General features: G+C 65.0%; 23 protein-coding genes. All 23 read right to left on the reverse strand.

Annotated elements, in window-relative coordinates; translation table 11 throughout:
• Positions 1–91 precede the first annotated feature (91 nt).
• Positions 92–760 (reverse strand): adenylate kinase, encoded by a 669-nt coding sequence (locus IEY14_RS02855; RefSeq protein ID WP_188906693.1) that lies wholly within the window; start codon positions 758–760, stop codon positions 92–94.
• Entirely contained in the window at positions 757–2,100 is a 1,344-nt protein-coding gene (gene secY, locus IEY14_RS02860) for a preprotein translocase subunit SecY (RefSeq protein WP_188906694.1), read from the reverse strand. Before secY ends, IEY14_RS02855 begins: the two co-directional genes overlap by 4 nt.
• A 132-nt stretch (positions 2,101–2,232) precedes the next feature.
• On the reverse strand, positions 2,233–2,715 hold the full coding sequence (gene rplO / locus IEY14_RS02865) for a 50S ribosomal protein L15 (protein ID WP_188906695.1): 483 nt from the start codon (positions 2,713–2,715) through the stop codon (positions 2,233–2,235).
• A gap of 17 nt (positions 2,716–2,732) precedes the next feature.
• A complete protein-coding gene (gene rpmD, locus IEY14_RS02870; RefSeq protein ID WP_188906696.1) occupies positions 2,733–2,936 on the reverse strand; it encodes a 50S ribosomal protein L30 in 204 nt (67 codons plus the stop codon).
• Positions 2,937–2,963: 27 nt separating this feature from the next.
• Entirely contained in the window at positions 2,964–3,521 is a 558-nt protein-coding gene (gene rpsE, locus IEY14_RS02875) for a 30S ribosomal protein S5 (protein WP_188906697.1), read from the reverse strand.
• A 161-nt stretch (positions 3,522–3,682) separates the two neighbouring features.
• The gene (gene rplR / locus IEY14_RS02880; RefSeq protein ID WP_188906698.1) at positions 3,683–4,045 is read right to left on the reverse strand and encodes a 50S ribosomal protein L18; all 363 of its coding nucleotides are present in this window, start codon (positions 4,043–4,045) and stop codon (positions 3,683–3,685) included.
• Positions 4,046–4,055: 10 nt separating this feature from the next.
• The gene (rplF, locus tag IEY14_RS02885) at positions 4,056–4,589 is read right to left on the reverse strand and encodes a 50S ribosomal protein L6 (protein WP_188906699.1); all 534 of its coding nucleotides are present in this window, start codon (positions 4,587–4,589) and stop codon (positions 4,056–4,058) included.
• A 40-nt stretch (positions 4,590–4,629) separates the two neighbouring features.
• Positions 4,630–5,028 carry a 30S ribosomal protein S8 gene (gene rpsH / locus IEY14_RS02890; protein ID WP_188906700.1) on the reverse strand — a complete coding sequence of 133 codons (399 nt, stop codon included), beginning with the start codon at positions 5,026–5,028 and terminating at the stop codon, positions 4,630–4,632.
• A 12-nt stretch (positions 5,029–5,040) separates the two neighbouring features.
• Positions 5,041–5,346 carry a 30S ribosomal protein S14 gene (gene rpsN, locus IEY14_RS02895; protein WP_188906701.1) on the reverse strand — a complete coding sequence of 102 codons (306 nt, stop codon included), beginning with the start codon at positions 5,344–5,346 and terminating at the stop codon, positions 5,041–5,043.
• A gap of 24 nt (positions 5,347–5,370) precedes the next feature.
• Positions 5,371–5,928 carry a 50S ribosomal protein L5 gene (rplE, locus tag IEY14_RS02900; RefSeq protein WP_188906702.1) on the reverse strand — a complete coding sequence of 186 codons (558 nt, stop codon included), beginning with the start codon at positions 5,926–5,928 and terminating at the stop codon, positions 5,371–5,373.
• Positions 5,921–6,244, reverse strand: a complete 324-nt coding sequence (gene rplX, locus IEY14_RS02905) for a 50S ribosomal protein L24 (RefSeq protein ID WP_188906703.1) — start codon at positions 6,242–6,244, stop codon at positions 5,921–5,923. Before rplX ends, rplE begins: the two co-directional genes overlap by 8 nt.
• 12 nt (positions 6,245–6,256) lie before the next feature.
• Positions 6,257–6,625 carry a 50S ribosomal protein L14 gene (rplN, locus tag IEY14_RS02910; RefSeq protein WP_150972966.1) on the reverse strand — a complete coding sequence of 123 codons (369 nt, stop codon included), beginning with the start codon at positions 6,623–6,625 and terminating at the stop codon, positions 6,257–6,259.
• A gap of 144 nt (positions 6,626–6,769) precedes the next feature.
• Entirely contained in the window at positions 6,770–7,015 is a 246-nt protein-coding gene (gene rpsQ, locus IEY14_RS02915; protein ID WP_188906704.1) for a 30S ribosomal protein S17, read from the reverse strand.
• A 12-nt stretch (positions 7,016–7,027) separates the two neighbouring features.
• Complete coding sequence (gene rpmC, locus IEY14_RS02920; RefSeq protein WP_188906705.1) at positions 7,028–7,222, reverse strand: 50S ribosomal protein L29; 195 nt, start codon at positions 7,220–7,222, stop codon at positions 7,028–7,030.
• A 10-nt stretch (positions 7,223–7,232) separates the two neighbouring features.
• On the reverse strand, positions 7,233–7,646 hold the full coding sequence (rplP, locus tag IEY14_RS02925) for a 50S ribosomal protein L16 (protein ID WP_188906706.1): 414 nt from the start codon (positions 7,644–7,646) through the stop codon (positions 7,233–7,235).
• Positions 7,647–7,667: 21 nt separating this feature from the next.
• Entirely contained in the window at positions 7,668–8,387 is a 720-nt protein-coding gene (rpsC, locus tag IEY14_RS02930; RefSeq protein ID WP_188906707.1) for a 30S ribosomal protein S3, read from the reverse strand.
• Positions 8,387–8,776 (reverse strand): 50S ribosomal protein L22, encoded by a 390-nt coding sequence (gene rplV, locus IEY14_RS02935; protein WP_188906708.1) that lies wholly within the window; start codon positions 8,774–8,776, stop codon positions 8,387–8,389. The genes rpsC and rplV overlap by 1 nt, the downstream gene beginning before the upstream one ends.
• A 2-nt stretch (positions 8,777–8,778) precedes the next feature.
• The gene (rpsS, locus tag IEY14_RS02940) at positions 8,779–9,057 is read right to left on the reverse strand and encodes a 30S ribosomal protein S19 (RefSeq protein ID WP_188906709.1); all 279 of its coding nucleotides are present in this window, start codon (positions 9,055–9,057) and stop codon (positions 8,779–8,781) included.
• 15 nt (positions 9,058–9,072) lie between these two features.
• The gene (rplB, locus tag IEY14_RS02945) at positions 9,073–9,909 is read right to left on the reverse strand and encodes a 50S ribosomal protein L2 (protein WP_188906710.1); all 837 of its coding nucleotides are present in this window, start codon (positions 9,907–9,909) and stop codon (positions 9,073–9,075) included.
• A gap of 24 nt (positions 9,910–9,933) precedes the next feature.
• Positions 9,934–10,227, reverse strand: a complete 294-nt coding sequence (locus IEY14_RS02950; protein WP_188906711.1) for a 50S ribosomal protein L23 — start codon at positions 10,225–10,227, stop codon at positions 9,934–9,936.
• Positions 10,224–10,844 (reverse strand): 50S ribosomal protein L4, encoded by a 621-nt coding sequence (gene rplD, locus IEY14_RS02955; RefSeq protein ID WP_188906712.1) that lies wholly within the window; start codon positions 10,842–10,844, stop codon positions 10,224–10,226. The genes IEY14_RS02950 and rplD overlap by 4 nt, the downstream gene beginning before the upstream one ends.
• Positions 10,845–11,567, reverse strand: a complete 723-nt coding sequence (rplC, locus tag IEY14_RS02960) for a 50S ribosomal protein L3 (RefSeq protein ID WP_188906713.1) — start codon at positions 11,565–11,567, stop codon at positions 10,845–10,847.
• A 27-nt stretch (positions 11,568–11,594) separates the two neighbouring features.
• The gene (gene rpsJ / locus IEY14_RS02965; protein ID WP_007066362.1) at positions 11,595–11,903 is read right to left on the reverse strand and encodes a 30S ribosomal protein S10; all 309 of its coding nucleotides are present in this window, start codon (positions 11,901–11,903) and stop codon (positions 11,595–11,597) included.
• Between the last annotated feature and the right edge of the window lie 153 nt (positions 11,904–12,056).

Genomic DNA, 12,056 nt, shown 5'->3' on the forward strand with positions numbered 1-12,056 from the left:
GCAGGAAGCGGGGGCGGAAAAAGCAGAAGGCGGAAGCGGCACCATGCCGCTCCCGCCTTTCATTCGCTTGCCGTGATGGACCGAGCTCGAATCAGGCCGGCTGCGGCGCCGATTCGGTTCCGAGAACCGACTCGATGTCGGCGAACACCTCGTCGATCGGCTTCATGCCATCGACGAACTTCAGCACGCCCTTGCAATAGTAGAAGCCGACCAGCGGTGCGGTTTCCTTGTAATAGGCCTTGAGACGCGTCCGCATCGTCTCGGCATTGTCGTCGGGCCGACGAACGAAATCCGAATGCCCGCACTTGTCGCAGACGCCCTCGACCTTCGGCCGATGCGTGTCGTCGTGATAGGTGGTGCCGCAATTGGCGCAGGAGAAGCGGCCGGACACGCGGCGGACGAGCTCGTCGTCCTCGACGCGCATCTCGACCACGCAGTCGAGCTTCAGACCCTTGCCCTTCAGCATGGCCTCCGTCGCGTCGGCCTGCGCCAGCGTGCGCGGAAAGCCGTCCAGGATGAAGCCGTTGGCGCAATCCGGCAGTTCGATCCGATCGGCGACGATCTGGATGACGATCTCGTCCGACACGAGCTTGCCCGCCGACATGATCTCCTTGGCGCGCAGACCGACATCGGTCTTGGCCGCGACGGCCGCCCGCAGCATGTCCCCCGTGGAGAGCTGCGGGATACCGAATCGGTCGATCAGCTTCTTGGCTTGGGTCCCCTTCCCCGCCCCCGGTGGGCCCAGCAGAATCAGTCTCATCTCACTCCCCGTCTGCCGCCCCGCAGCTTCGCCTTGCGGACGAGTCCCTCGTACTGATGCGCGAGAAGATGTCCCTGGACCTGGGCGACCGTATCCATCGTCACGCTGACGACGATCAGCAGCGACGTACCGCCAAGATAGAACGGAACGCCGAGCGCCGAAATCAGGAATTCCGGCAGCAGACAGATGATGATCAGATAAATCGCGCCGATCACCGTGATGCGGGTCAGGACATAGTCGATATGTTCCGCCGTCCGCTCGCCGGGGCGGATGCCCGGAATGAAGCCGCCATGCTTCTTCAGATTGTCGGCCGTGTCTTTCGGATTGAACACCACCGCCGTGTAGAAGAAGGCGAAGAAGCCGATCATCGCCGCATAGAGCAGCATGTAGAGCGGCTGGCCGTGGCCGAGCGAGGCGACGATCGCCGTCGCCCAGCCGGGCAGATTCGCCGTGTTACCGAAATTGGCGAGCGTCACCGGCAGTAGCAGCAGAGAGGAGGCGAAGATCGGCGGGATGACGCCCGACGTGTTGAGCTTCAGCGGCAGATGCGACGTGTCGCCCTGGAACATGCGGTTGCCGACCTGCCGCTTCGGATATTGGATCAGCAGGCGGCGCTGCGCGCGCTCGAAGAACACGATGAAGGCGATGCAGGCGATGGCCGCAACGATGACGATCAGGATCACGGCGGTCGACAGCGCGCCGGTGCGGCCGAGATCGAGAAGATGCGCGACGGCGGTCGGCAGATTGGCGACAATGCCGGCGAAGATGATCAGCGAGATGCCATTGCCGATTCCGCGCGAGGTGATCTGCTCGCCCAGCCACATCAGGAACATCGTGCCGCCCGTCAACGTGATGACGGTGGAGAGGCGGAAGAACAGGCCCGGATCGGTGACGAGGTTCTGAGAGGTCTCGAGTCCGACCGCGATGAAATAGGCCTGGACCACGGCAAGCAGCACCGTGCCGTAGCGCGTATACTGGTTGATGATCTTGCGCCCCTGCTCGCCCTCCTTCTTGAGAGTTTCGAGCGACGGCACCACCGAGGTCATCAGCTGGATGATGATGGAGGCCGAGATATAGGGCATGATGCCGAGGGCGAAGATCGCCATGCGCCCGACGGCGCCGCCCGCGAACATGTTGAACAGCCCGAGAATGCCCGTCGACTGCTGCTGGAAAGCGCGCGCCAGGGCGTCGGGATTGATGCCGGGCATCGGGATATACGTGCCCAGGCGATAGACGAGAAGCGCGCCCAGCGTGAACCAGATGCGTTTCTTGAGGTCGGTCGCCTTGGAAAAGGCGCCGAAATTCAGGTTTGCGGCAAGTTGTTCCGCGGCCGAGGCCATCTCGTCATTCTCCGGCTAGCCACCGAGAAGGGTTCGCGGCCCGCGCCATACCCGCCCGATCACTCGCGAGAGATATGCGGTCCCGGAAACCCGAGCAAGCGGAGGCGCCGAGCGCCTCCGCCGGGGATCGTCTTAGGCTTCGGCCTCGGCGACCGGGGCCGCCGGCAGGGTCAGCGAACCGCCCGCCTTCTCGACCTTCTCGACGGCCGACTTCGACGCGCCGTTGGCGACGAGCGCGACCTTCGCGGTCAGTTCACCATCGCCCAGCACCCGCAGGCCGTCCTTCACGCGACGCAGCACGCCGGCGGCCTTCAGCGCCTCGACATCGATCGTCGCCTTGGCGTCGAGCTTGCCGGCATCGATCGCCTGCTGGATGCGGCCGACCGACACGATGTTGAAGTCCTTCGCGAAGATGTTCACGAAGCCGCGCTTCGGCAGACGGCGATAGAGCGGCATCTGGCCACCCTCGAAGCCGTTGATGGCGACGCCCGAGCGGGACTTCTGACCCTTGACGCCGCGACCGGCGGTCTTGCCGGAGCCGGAGCCGATACCGCGACCGAGACGCTTGCGCGAATGCGTGGCGCCCGGCAGATCGGAGATCTCGTTGAGTTTCATCGGAATGTCCTCCAGCCTCAGGCTTCGTCCACGATGCGGACGAGGTGGCTGACCTTGGCGATCGCGCCCCGGATGGAGGGCGTGTCCTCCAGCTCGCGACGGCGATGCATCTTGTTCAGGCCGAGCCCGATCAGCGTCTCGCGCTGCGTGCCCGGGCGGCGGATCGGGCTGCCGATCTGTTCGACGACGATCGTCTTGCCCGCGGTCTTGGTGTTCGACATGGCGTTCTGCTCCTCAGTCGCGCGGGATCACTCTTCCGCGCCGCCGAGGCCGCTGCGACGGGCCTGGAGCGTGGAATACTTGATGCCGCGGCGGGCAGCGACGTCCTTCGGATGCATCGAGTTCTTCAAGGCATCGAAGGTGGCGCGCACCATGTTGTAGGGGTTCGACGAGCCGAGCGACTTCGCCACGACGTCGTGCATGCCGACCGCCTCGAAGACCGCGCGCATCGGACCGCCGGCGATGATGCCGGTACCGGCCTCGGCGGAGCGAAGGAAGACCTTGCCGGCGCCATGGCGGCCGGCGACGTCGTGATGCAGCGTCCGCGCCTCGCGCAGCGGCACGAAGATCAGGTCGCGCTTGGCGGCCTCGGTCGCCTTGCGGATCGCCTCCGGAACTTCGCGGGCCTTGCCGTGGCCGAAGCCGACGCGACCCTTCAGATCGCCGACGACGACGAGCGCGGCGAAGCCGAAGCGACGACCACCCTTCACCACCTTGGCGACGCGGTTGATGTGAACGAGCTTGTCGACGAAGCCGTCGTCGCGCTCGCGGTCCTGACGATCCTGCCGATCGTTTCTGGGCGCCATGATCCTATCCTTATTCTTTTCCGGAAGGCGCTGCGGGAATGGGCCGCCCGATGAGCGACCCGGCTCAAGGCCGAAGCCGGAGCCCTATTGGAACTCCGGCTTCGCCCATAACGGATGGATGACGGAAAGAGAAGGGTCGCCCCTGGCCTTTCGCGCTCCGATCAGAAGGTCAGACCGCCTTCGCGAGCGCCCTCGGCCACGGCCTTGACGCGACCGTGATAGATGAAGGCGCCGCGATCGAAGACGACCTCGGTGACACCGGCTTCCTTCGCGCGGGACGCGAGAAGCTTGCCGACGGCAGCGGCCGCCTCGGTGTCCGCGCCGGTCTTCAGCGAGGACTTGAGGCTGGCGTCGAGGGTCGAGGCGGCGGCAAGGGTCACACCCTGCACGTCGTCGATGACCTGAGCGTAGATGTTCTTGGACGAACGGTGGACGGAAAGGCGCGGACGCCCGTTGGCCACCGCCTTCAGCGAGCGGCGAACGCGCGCGGCGCGCTTACGGAAGTTTTCCTTCGGGGAAGCCATGGTTCGGACCTTACTTCTTCTTGCCTTCCTTGCGGACGATCCGCTCGCCGGCATATTTCACGCCCTTGCCCTTATAGGGCTCGGGACCGCGATATTCACGGATCTCCGCCGCGACCTGGCCGACCTTCTGCTTGTCGATGCCTGTGACGACGATCTCGACCGGACGCGGGACGGCGACCGTGATGCCTTCCGGCACCTGATACACCACCTCGTGGCTGTAACCGAGGGCCAGCTGCAGGTTCTTGCCCTGCATCGCGGCACGATAGCCGACGCCGGAGATCTCGAGACGCTTCTCGAAGCCGGTCTTCACGCCCGTGAAGATGTTCGAGATCATCGTGCGCGACATGCCCCACTTGGAGCGGGCCGTCTTCGATTCGTCGCGGGGAGAGACGGCGACGGCGCCGTCTTCCATCTTCACCAGAACCTCGTCGTTCACCACGAACGAGAGCTCGCCCTTCGCGCCCTTCGCGCTGACCGTCTGGCCGTTCACCGAAACGGTGACGCCATCCGGGATCGCTACGGGCTTCTTGCCGATACGGGACATTGGAAAAACCTATCCTTCGTCGTGAGCGGGTCCGCCGGCGTCAGACGACGCGGCAGAGGACCTCGCCCCCGACATTCTGCTCACGCGCGTTGTGGTCGGCCATCACGCCCTTCGGGGTCGAAAGGACGGAGATGCCGAGGCCGTTGGCGACGTGCGGGATCGTCTTCGCCGAAACGTAGACGCGGCGGCCAGGCTTGGACACGCGGGCGATCTCGCGGATCACCGACGCGCCTTCGTAGTACTTGAGTTCGATCTCGAACTCCGACTTGCCGTTCTCGAAGGCGGTCTCGGTATAGCCGCGGATATAGCCTTCGTCCTTCAGCACGTCGAGCACGCGACCGCGCAGCTTCGACGCCGGGGTGGAAACCGAAGACTTCTTGCGCTCGACCGCGTTGCGGATGCGGGTGAGCATATCGCCGAGGGGATCAGAAAGGGACATGATACGCTCTCCTTACCAGCTCGACTTCACGATGCCGGGGATCTGGCCCTGATTGCCGAGTTCCCGGAGCGCGATACGCGACATCTTCAGCTTGCGATAGAAGGCCCGCGGACGGCCCGTGACCTCGCAGCGGTTGCGGATGCGCGTCTTCGACGAGTTGCGCGGCATGCCGGACAGGCGCAGCTGCGCCCGGAAGCGCTCCTCGATCGGCGCCTCCTGGTCCATGATCACCGCCTTCAGCGCCTCGCGCTTGGCGGCCAGCCGATCGGCGAGCTCCCGCCGACGGTTGTTCTTCTCGATCGAGCTCTTCTTGGCCATTGCAGGCTCCTCTACTCGCGGCCGTTACTGGCGGAAGGGGAAGTTCAGCGCCTTGAGCAGGGCGCGGGCTTCCTCGTCGGTGTTCGCCGTCGTACACACGATGATGTCCATTCCCCAGATCTGGTCGACCTTGTCGTAGTTGATCTCGGGGAACACGATGTGCTCCTTCAGGCCCATGGCGTAGTTGCCACGGCCGTCGAAGCTCTTGGGGTTGAGGCCGCGGAAGTCGCGGACGCGCGGCAGCGCGACCTGGATCAGGCGGTCCAGGAACTCATACATGCGATCCTTGCGGAGCGTCACCTTCGTTCCGATCGGCATGCCCTCGCGGACCTTGAAGCCGGCGATGGAGGTGCGCGCACGGGTGATCACCGGCTTCTGGCCGGCGATCTTGGCGAGATCCTCGGCCGCGACCGAGGGCTTCTTGGAGTCGCCGGTCGCCTCGCCGACGCCCATGTTGATGACGACCTTGTCGAGCTTCGGCACCATCATCTCGTTGGCATAGCCGAACTGCTTCAGGAGGTCGGCGCGGATCTGGTCCGCATAGACCTTCTTCAGGCGAGGAGTGTACTGGGCCTCAGGCATCGATCTGCTCTCCGGAACGCTTGGCGACACGCACCTTGCGGGCGTTCTCGCCCTCGCCCACCGTCTTGAAGCCGACGCGGGTCGGCTTGCCGTCCTTCGGGTCGGCGATCGACAGGTTCGACAGGTGGATCGAAGCTTCCTTCGACACGATCCCGGCTTCCTGGCTCGCCGTCTGGCGCTGGTGACGCTTTACCATGTTGACGCCACGGACGACCGCGCGGTCCTCCTTCGGCATCACCTGCAACACTTCGCCGGTGCGGCCCTTGTCCTTGCCGGCAGTCACGACGACCTTGTCGCCCTTCTTGATCTTCTGCATCGTCGCGGTTCCTTAGAGCACTTCCGGCGCCAGCGAGATGATCTTCATGTGGTTCCGGGCGCGAAGCTCGCGCGGAACCGGTCCGAAGATGCGGGTGCCGATCGGCTCCTTCTTGTTGTCGATCAGGACGGCCGCATTCGTATCGAAGCGGATCACGGAGCCGTCAGGCCGCCGGATATCCTTGGCGGTGCGCACGACGACCGCCTTCATCACATCGCCCTTCTTCACGCGGCCGCGCGGAATGGCCTCCTTGATGGACACGACGATCACGTCGCCCACCGAGGCATATTTCCGCTTCGAACCGCCGAGCACCTTGATGCACATGACACGACGCGCGCCGGAATTGTCCGCGACGTCGAGGTTTGTTTGCATCTGAATCATGTCAGCCGCCTTCGAACTGCGAGACAGGATCTCGCCGGAAGGCGGCGAGACTCATGCCGTTTGAAACTCTTGCGGGCCGGCGCCCCGATGCGCTCGGCCCTTCTTTCCAGGCGTCATCGGATCGCTCCGTTCCGCCGCGAGAAGTCAGGCGGTCGCCGCCTCGTTCTCCACCACGATCCAAGTCTTGTCCTTCGAGATCGGCTTCGTCTCCTGGATGAAGACCTGGTCGCCGACCTTCTTCGTGTTGTTCTCGTCGTGCGCCTTGTACTTCTTCGAGCGACGAACGGTCTTCTTGAAGAGCGGGTGCGTGAAGCGGCGCTCGACGAGGACCACGACGGTCTTGTCGTTCTTATCGGAAACGACGGTTCCCTGCAAAATGCGCTTGGGCATATCGTTTCGTCCTTACTTCGCGGCCGACTTCTGGCCGGCGATGGTCTTGATCCGCGCGATGTCGCGGCGAACCTGCCGGATGCGCGAAGTGTTCTCGACCTGGCCGGTGGCGCCCTGGAAGCGCAGGTTGAACTGCTCCTTCTTGAGCTTGGCCAGCTCGTCGGTGAGCTGGTCCTCGGTCATGGTCTTCAGGTCGGCGGCTTTCACAACGGCCTCCTTATTCCGGAATGCGCTGGATGAAACGCGTCTTGATCGGAAGCTTCGCGGCGCCGAGGCGAAGGGCCTCGCGCGCGACGTCTTCCGGGACGCCGTCCAGCTCGAACATGATGCGTCCGGGATGGACGCGGGCCGCCCAGTACTCGATCGCGCCCTTGCCCTTGCCCATGCGGACTTCGGTCGGCTTCGCCGTGACCGGCAGGTCGGGGAAGATGCGGATCCAGACGCGGCCCTGACGCTTCATCTGGCGGGTGATCGCGCGGCGGGCCGCCTCGATCTGGCGCGCGGTGACGCGCTCCGGCTCCATGGCCTTCAGGCCGAAGGAACCGTAATCGAGATTGGTGCCACCCTTCGCGGTGCCGTGAATGCGTCCCTTGAACGCCTTCCGGAACTTCGTGCGCTTTGGCTGCAACATTTCAGTTCACTCCATCCGGTCTCAGGCGTGCTCGCGCTCGCGCTCGCGACGGCGCTGACCGCCGGCCGGAGCCTCGCCCTCGACCGCGCGGCGCTCGGAGGCCATCGGGTCGTGCTCGAGGATCTCGCCCTTGAAGATCCAGACCTTCACGCCGCAAACGCCATAGGCGGTGTGCGCTTCGGCCGTACCATAGTCGATGTCGGCGCGCAGCGTGTGGAGCGGCACGCGACCTTCGCGGTACCATTCCATGCGCGCGATTTCCGCGCCGCCGAGACGGCCCGAGCAGTTGATGCGGATGCCTTCGGCGCCGAGACGCATCGCGGACTGCACGGCGCGCTTCATGGCGCGGCGGAAGGCGATGCGACGCTCGAGCTGCTGCGCGATCGACTGCGCGACCAACGTCGCGTCGGTCTCGGGCTTGCGCACCTCGACGATGTTGATGTGCGTCTCGGCCTTCGTCATCGTGCCGAGCTTCTTGCGAAGCTTCTCGATGTCGGCGCCCTTCTTGCCGATCACGATGCCCGGACGCGCCGAGTGGATCGTGATGCGGGCCTTCTTGTGCGGACGCTCGATGACGATCTTCGAGACCGCCGCCTGCTTCAGCTCCTCCAGGAGGAACTTGCGGATCGCCAGATCCTCGTGCAGCAGCTGGCCGTATTCGCCGGTATTCGCGAACCAGCGCGAGTCCCAGGTGCGGTTGATGCCGAGACGGAACCCGGTCGGATTGATTTTCTGGCCCATCAGGCGGCCTCCTCCTGCTCGGCGACCTCGCGGACGACGATCGTGAGATGCGAGAAGGGCTTCTCGATCCGGCTCGCGCGGCCGCGGCCACGGGCGTGGAAGCGCTTCATCACGATCGACTTGCCGACATAGGCCTCCGCGACGACGAGCGCGTCGACGTCGAGATCATGGTTGTTCTCGGCATTCGCCACGGCGCTCTGAAGGGTCTTCAGAACCGTCTCGGAGATCCGCTTGCGCGAGAAGGTCAGGTCCGCGATCGCCGTGCCCACCTTCTTGCCGCGGATCATGGCGGCGACGAGGTTCAGCTTCTGCGGGCTGACGCGGATCGTGCGGGCGACCGCGCGGGCCTCGTTGTCCTTGAGCTGGCGTTCCAGCTTCGGCTTGCCCATCGTTACTTCCTCTTCGCCTTCTTGTCAGCGCCGTGACCGTAATAGGTGCGGGTCGGGGCGAACTCGCCGAACTTGTGGCCGATCATCTCCTCGTTGACGGAGACCGGGATATGCTTGTTGCCGTTATAGACGCCGAAGGTGAGACCGACGAACTGCGGCAGGATCGTGGAGCGGCGGCTCCAGATCTTGATCACCTCGTTGCGGCCGCCCTCGCGAACCTTCTCGGTCTTCTTGAGAAGGTAACCATCGACGAACGGGCCCTTCCAGACTGAACGGGTCATGAAAAGATCCCTTCCTTACGACTTACGCTGATGACGCGAGCGCGCGATGAACTTGTCGGTCGACTTGTTCGAGCGCGTGCGCTTGCCCTTGGTCGGCTGACCCCAGGGCGACACCGGATGACGGCCACCCGAGGTGCGGCCTTCACCGCCGCCGTGCGGGTGGTCGACCGGGTTCATCGCGACGCCGCGAACATGCGGACGCTTGCCGAGCCAACGCGAGCGACCGGCCTTGCCGAGGCTCACATTGCCGTGGTCGGCATTCGACACCGCACCGACCGTCGCGAAGCAGGCGCCGGAGACGAGACGCTGCTCGCCCGAGTTCAGGCGCAGGATCGCCATGCCGGCATCGCGGCCGACGAGCTGGGCATAGGTGCCGGCGGAACGGGCGATCTGGCCGCCCTTGCCGGGCTTCATCTCGACATTGTGGATGATCGTGCCGACCGGCATGGCCGAAAGCGGCATCGCATTGCCCGGCTTCACGTCGACGCCGGAGGTGTTCGACACGACGTTGTCGCCGACCGCCAGGCGCTGCGGCGCCAGGATATAAGCGAGCTCGCCGTCTTCGTACTTGATCAGCGCGATGAAGGCGGTGCGGTTCGGATCGTATTCGAGACGCTCGACCGTGCCGACCGCGCCGAGCTTGCGGCGCTTGAAGTCGATCAGGCGATAGGTGCGCTTGTGACCGCCGCCCTGGAAGCGGGCCGTGACGCGACCATAGTTGTTGCGGCCGCCCTTGGAGGAGAGACCCTCGGTCAACTGCTTGACCGGCTTGCCCTTCCAGAGGCCCGAGCGATCGACGATGACCAGCTGGCGCTGGCCGGGCGTCGTCGGATTGTAAGTCTTCAATGCCATGACTTGTTTCCCCGCGCTCGACCCTTAGAGACCCGTCGAGACGTCGATCGAGTCGCCGTCGGCGAGCGTGACGATCGCGCGCTTCTGATCGCTCTGGCGGCCGACGCGGCCACGGAAGCGCTTGACCTTGCCCTTGCGGATCAGCGTGTTGACCGCCGTGACCTTGACGCCGAACAGCGCCTCGACGGCCGCCTTGATCTGCGGCTTGGTCGCCTTGAGGGCAACTTCGAAGGTCACTTGATTGTATTCCGACACCATGGTCGACTTTTCCGTGATCACCGGCGCGGTGATCACGTCGTAGTGGCGAAGGTCGCTCATTTGAACCGCTCCTCCAGGGCTTCGACCGCGGCCTTGGACAGAACCAGCGTCTGGCGGCGGAGAATGTCGTAGACGTTGATGCCCTGGACCGGCAGGACGTCGATATTGGCGATGTTGCGGGCCGAGCGCGAGAAGCCCTCGTCCAGCTGCACGCCGCCGATGAGAAGCGCGTTGGACAGGCCGAGCGTCTCGAAGGTCTTCGCGACCGCCTTCGTCTTGGCTTCCGCCGCGACGAGCTCGTCGACGACGATCAGGCCGCCGGCCTTCGCCTTCGCCGAGAGGGCGTGGCGCAGCGCCAGGGCGCGCACCTTCTTCGGCAGGTCATGGGCGTGGCTGCGGGCCTGCGGGCCGTGCGCCTTGCCACCGCCGCGGAACTGCGGCGCGCGGGCCGAGCCGTGACGGGCACGACCGGTGCCCTTCTGCTTGTAGAGCTTGGCGCCGGTACGGGCGATCTCGGCGCGGCCGAGCGACTGATGCGTGCCCTGCTGGCGCTTGGCCAGCTGATAGCGGACCATGCGCTGCAGGATGTCCTCGCGCGGGTCGAGGCCGAAGATCTCGTCGGCCAGCGTCAGCGTGCCGGCATCCTTGCCGTCGAGGGTCTTGACGGTGACGTCCATTTACTCGGCTCCCTCGGAAGCGGCGGCGGCCTGCCCGCCCTTGGTCGCAGCGGCGCGGAGCGCGGCCGGCTTGGGCGCGGCGTCCGGCAGCTTGCTCTTCACGGCGTCGCGGATCTCGATCCAGCCGCCCTTCGAACCCGGGATCGCGCCACGGATCAGGATGAGGCCCTTGTCGGCATCGGTGCGGACGACTTCGAGGTTCTGCGTCGTGACGCGAACCTGGCCCATATGCCCGGCCATCTTCTTGCCCTTGAACACCTTGCCGGGGTCCTGGCGCTGACCGGTCGAACCATGCGAGCGGTGCGACACGGAGTTACCGTGGGTCGCGCGGCCGCCACCGAAATTGTGGCGCTTCATGACGCCCTGGAAGCCCTTGCCCACCGACGTGCCCGTCACGTCGACCTTCTGGCCGGGAACGAAATGCTCGGCCGTGATCTCGGACCCGACCTCGATGAGGTTCTCGTCCGACACGCGGAACTCGACGAGCTTCGACTTCGGCTCGACGGACGCCTGGGCGAACACGCCGCGCATTGGCTTCGAGACGTTCTTGACCTTGGTGAGGCCGGCGCCGAGCTGGACGGCGGTATAGCCGTGCTTGCCCTCGGTCCGCTGCGCCACGACCTGCAGGTTCTCGACCTTCAGGACGGTGACCGGAACATGCTCGCCGGCGTCGTTATAGACGCGGGTCATGCCGATCTTCTGTGCGATAACACCTGACCGCATGGGATCTGGTCCTTCCCTATGGTCCGCTTAGAGCTTGATTTCGACGTCGACGCCGGCGGCCAGGTCGAGCTTCATCAGCGCGTCCACGGTCTGCGGGGTCGGGTCGACGATGTCGAGAAGGCGCTTATGCGTGCGCATCTCGAACTGCTCGCGCGATTTCTTGTCGATATGGGGCGAACGGTTGACCGTGAACTTCTCGATGCGGGTCGGCAGCGGGATCGGGCCACGCACATTCGCGCCGGTGCGCTTCGCCGTCGACACGATCTCGCGGGTCGATGCATCGAGAACACGGTGATCGAACGCCTTCAGGCGGATTCGGATATTCTGGCCGTTCATCAAATTCGTCCTCTCGTCGAGGTCGCCTGTTCAAAGGCGTTGTCCCGAGCGCTTCGGCGTTCTTCAATCTGTCATCCGGTCCGCCCTTCCGGCGAACCCTCTGCCCTGCCCTTCGGGGTCACGGGCGAAGCCGCGCGGCCTGTTGAGCCGCGC

Origin of the sequence: Aureimonas endophytica (genome assembly GCF_014642635.1) — a bacterium.
Lineage (GTDB): Bacteria > Pseudomonadota > Alphaproteobacteria > Rhizobiales > Rhizobiaceae > Plantimonas > Plantimonas endophytica.

Excerpts from the sequence above, each read along its gene's own strand:
- IEY14_RS02855 (WP_188906693.1), bottom strand. The coding sequence starts at position 760 with ATGAGACTGATTCTGCTGGGCCCACCGGGGGCGGGGAAGGGGACCCAA.
- secY (WP_188906694.1), bottom strand. The coding sequence starts at position 2,100 with ATGGCCTCGGCCGCGGAACAACTTGCCGCAAACCTGAATTTCGGCGCC.
- rplO (WP_188906695.1), bottom strand. The coding sequence starts at position 2,715 with ATGAAACTCAACGAGATCTCCGATCTGCCGGGCGCCACGCATTCGCGC.
- rpmD (WP_188906696.1), bottom strand. The coding sequence starts at position 2,936 with ATGTCGAACACCAAGACCGCGGGCAAGACGATCGTCGTCGAACAGATC.
- rpsE (WP_188906697.1), bottom strand. The coding sequence starts at position 3,521 with ATGGCGCCCAGAAACGATCGGCAGGATCGTCAGGACCGCGAGCGCGAC.
- rplR (WP_188906698.1), bottom strand. The coding sequence starts at position 4,045 with ATGGCTTCCCCGAAGGAAAACTTCCGTAAGCGCGCCGCGCGCGTTCGC.
- rplF (WP_188906699.1), bottom strand. The coding sequence starts at position 4,589 with ATGTCCCGTATCGGCAAGAAGCCCGTAGCGATCCCGGATGGCGTCACC.
- rpsH (WP_188906700.1), bottom strand. The coding sequence starts at position 5,028 with ATGTCCCTTTCTGATCCCCTCGGCGATATGCTCACCCGCATCCGCAAC.
- rpsN (WP_188906701.1), bottom strand. The coding sequence starts at position 5,346 with ATGGCCAAGAAGAGCTCGATCGAGAAGAACAACCGTCGGCGGGAGCTC.
- rplE (WP_188906702.1), bottom strand. The coding sequence starts at position 5,928 with ATGCCTGAGGCCCAGTACACTCCTCGCCTGAAGAAGGTCTATGCGGAC.
- rplX (WP_188906703.1), bottom strand. The coding sequence starts at position 6,244 with ATGCAGAAGATCAAGAAGGGCGACAAGGTCGTCGTGACTGCCGGCAAG.
- rplN (WP_150972966.1), bottom strand. The coding sequence starts at position 6,625 with ATGATTCAGATGCAAACAAACCTCGACGTCGCGGACAATTCCGGCGCG.
- rpsQ (WP_188906704.1), bottom strand. The coding sequence starts at position 7,015 with ATGCCCAAGCGCATTTTGCAGGGAACCGTCGTTTCCGATAAGAACGAC.
- rplP (WP_188906706.1), bottom strand. The coding sequence starts at position 7,646 with ATGTTGCAGCCAAAGCGCACGAAGTTCCGGAAGGCGTTCAAGGGACGC.
- rpsC (WP_188906707.1), bottom strand. The coding sequence starts at position 8,387 with ATGGGCCAGAAAATCAATCCGACCGGGTTCCGTCTCGGCATCAACCGC.
- rplV (WP_188906708.1), bottom strand. The coding sequence starts at position 8,776 with ATGGGCAAGCCGAAGCTGGAACGCCAGCTCAAGGACAACGAGGCCCGC.
- rpsS (WP_188906709.1), bottom strand. The coding sequence starts at position 9,057 with ATGACCCGTTCAGTCTGGAAGGGCCCGTTCGTCGATGGTTACCTTCTC.
- rplB (WP_188906710.1), bottom strand. The coding sequence starts at position 9,909 with ATGGCATTGAAGACTTACAATCCGACGACGCCCGGCCAGCGCCAGCTG.
- IEY14_RS02950 (WP_188906711.1), bottom strand. The coding sequence starts at position 10,227 with ATGAGCGACCTTCGCCACTACGACGTGATCACCGCGCCGGTGATCACG.
- rplD (WP_188906712.1), bottom strand. The coding sequence starts at position 10,844 with ATGGACGTCACCGTCAAGACCCTCGACGGCAAGGATGCCGGCACGCTG.
- rplC (WP_188906713.1), bottom strand. The coding sequence starts at position 11,567 with ATGCGGTCAGGTGTTATCGCACAGAAGATCGGCATGACCCGCGTCTAT.
- rpsJ (WP_007066362.1), bottom strand. The coding sequence starts at position 11,903 with ATGAACGGCCAGAATATCCGAATCCGCCTGAAGGCGTTCGATCACCGT.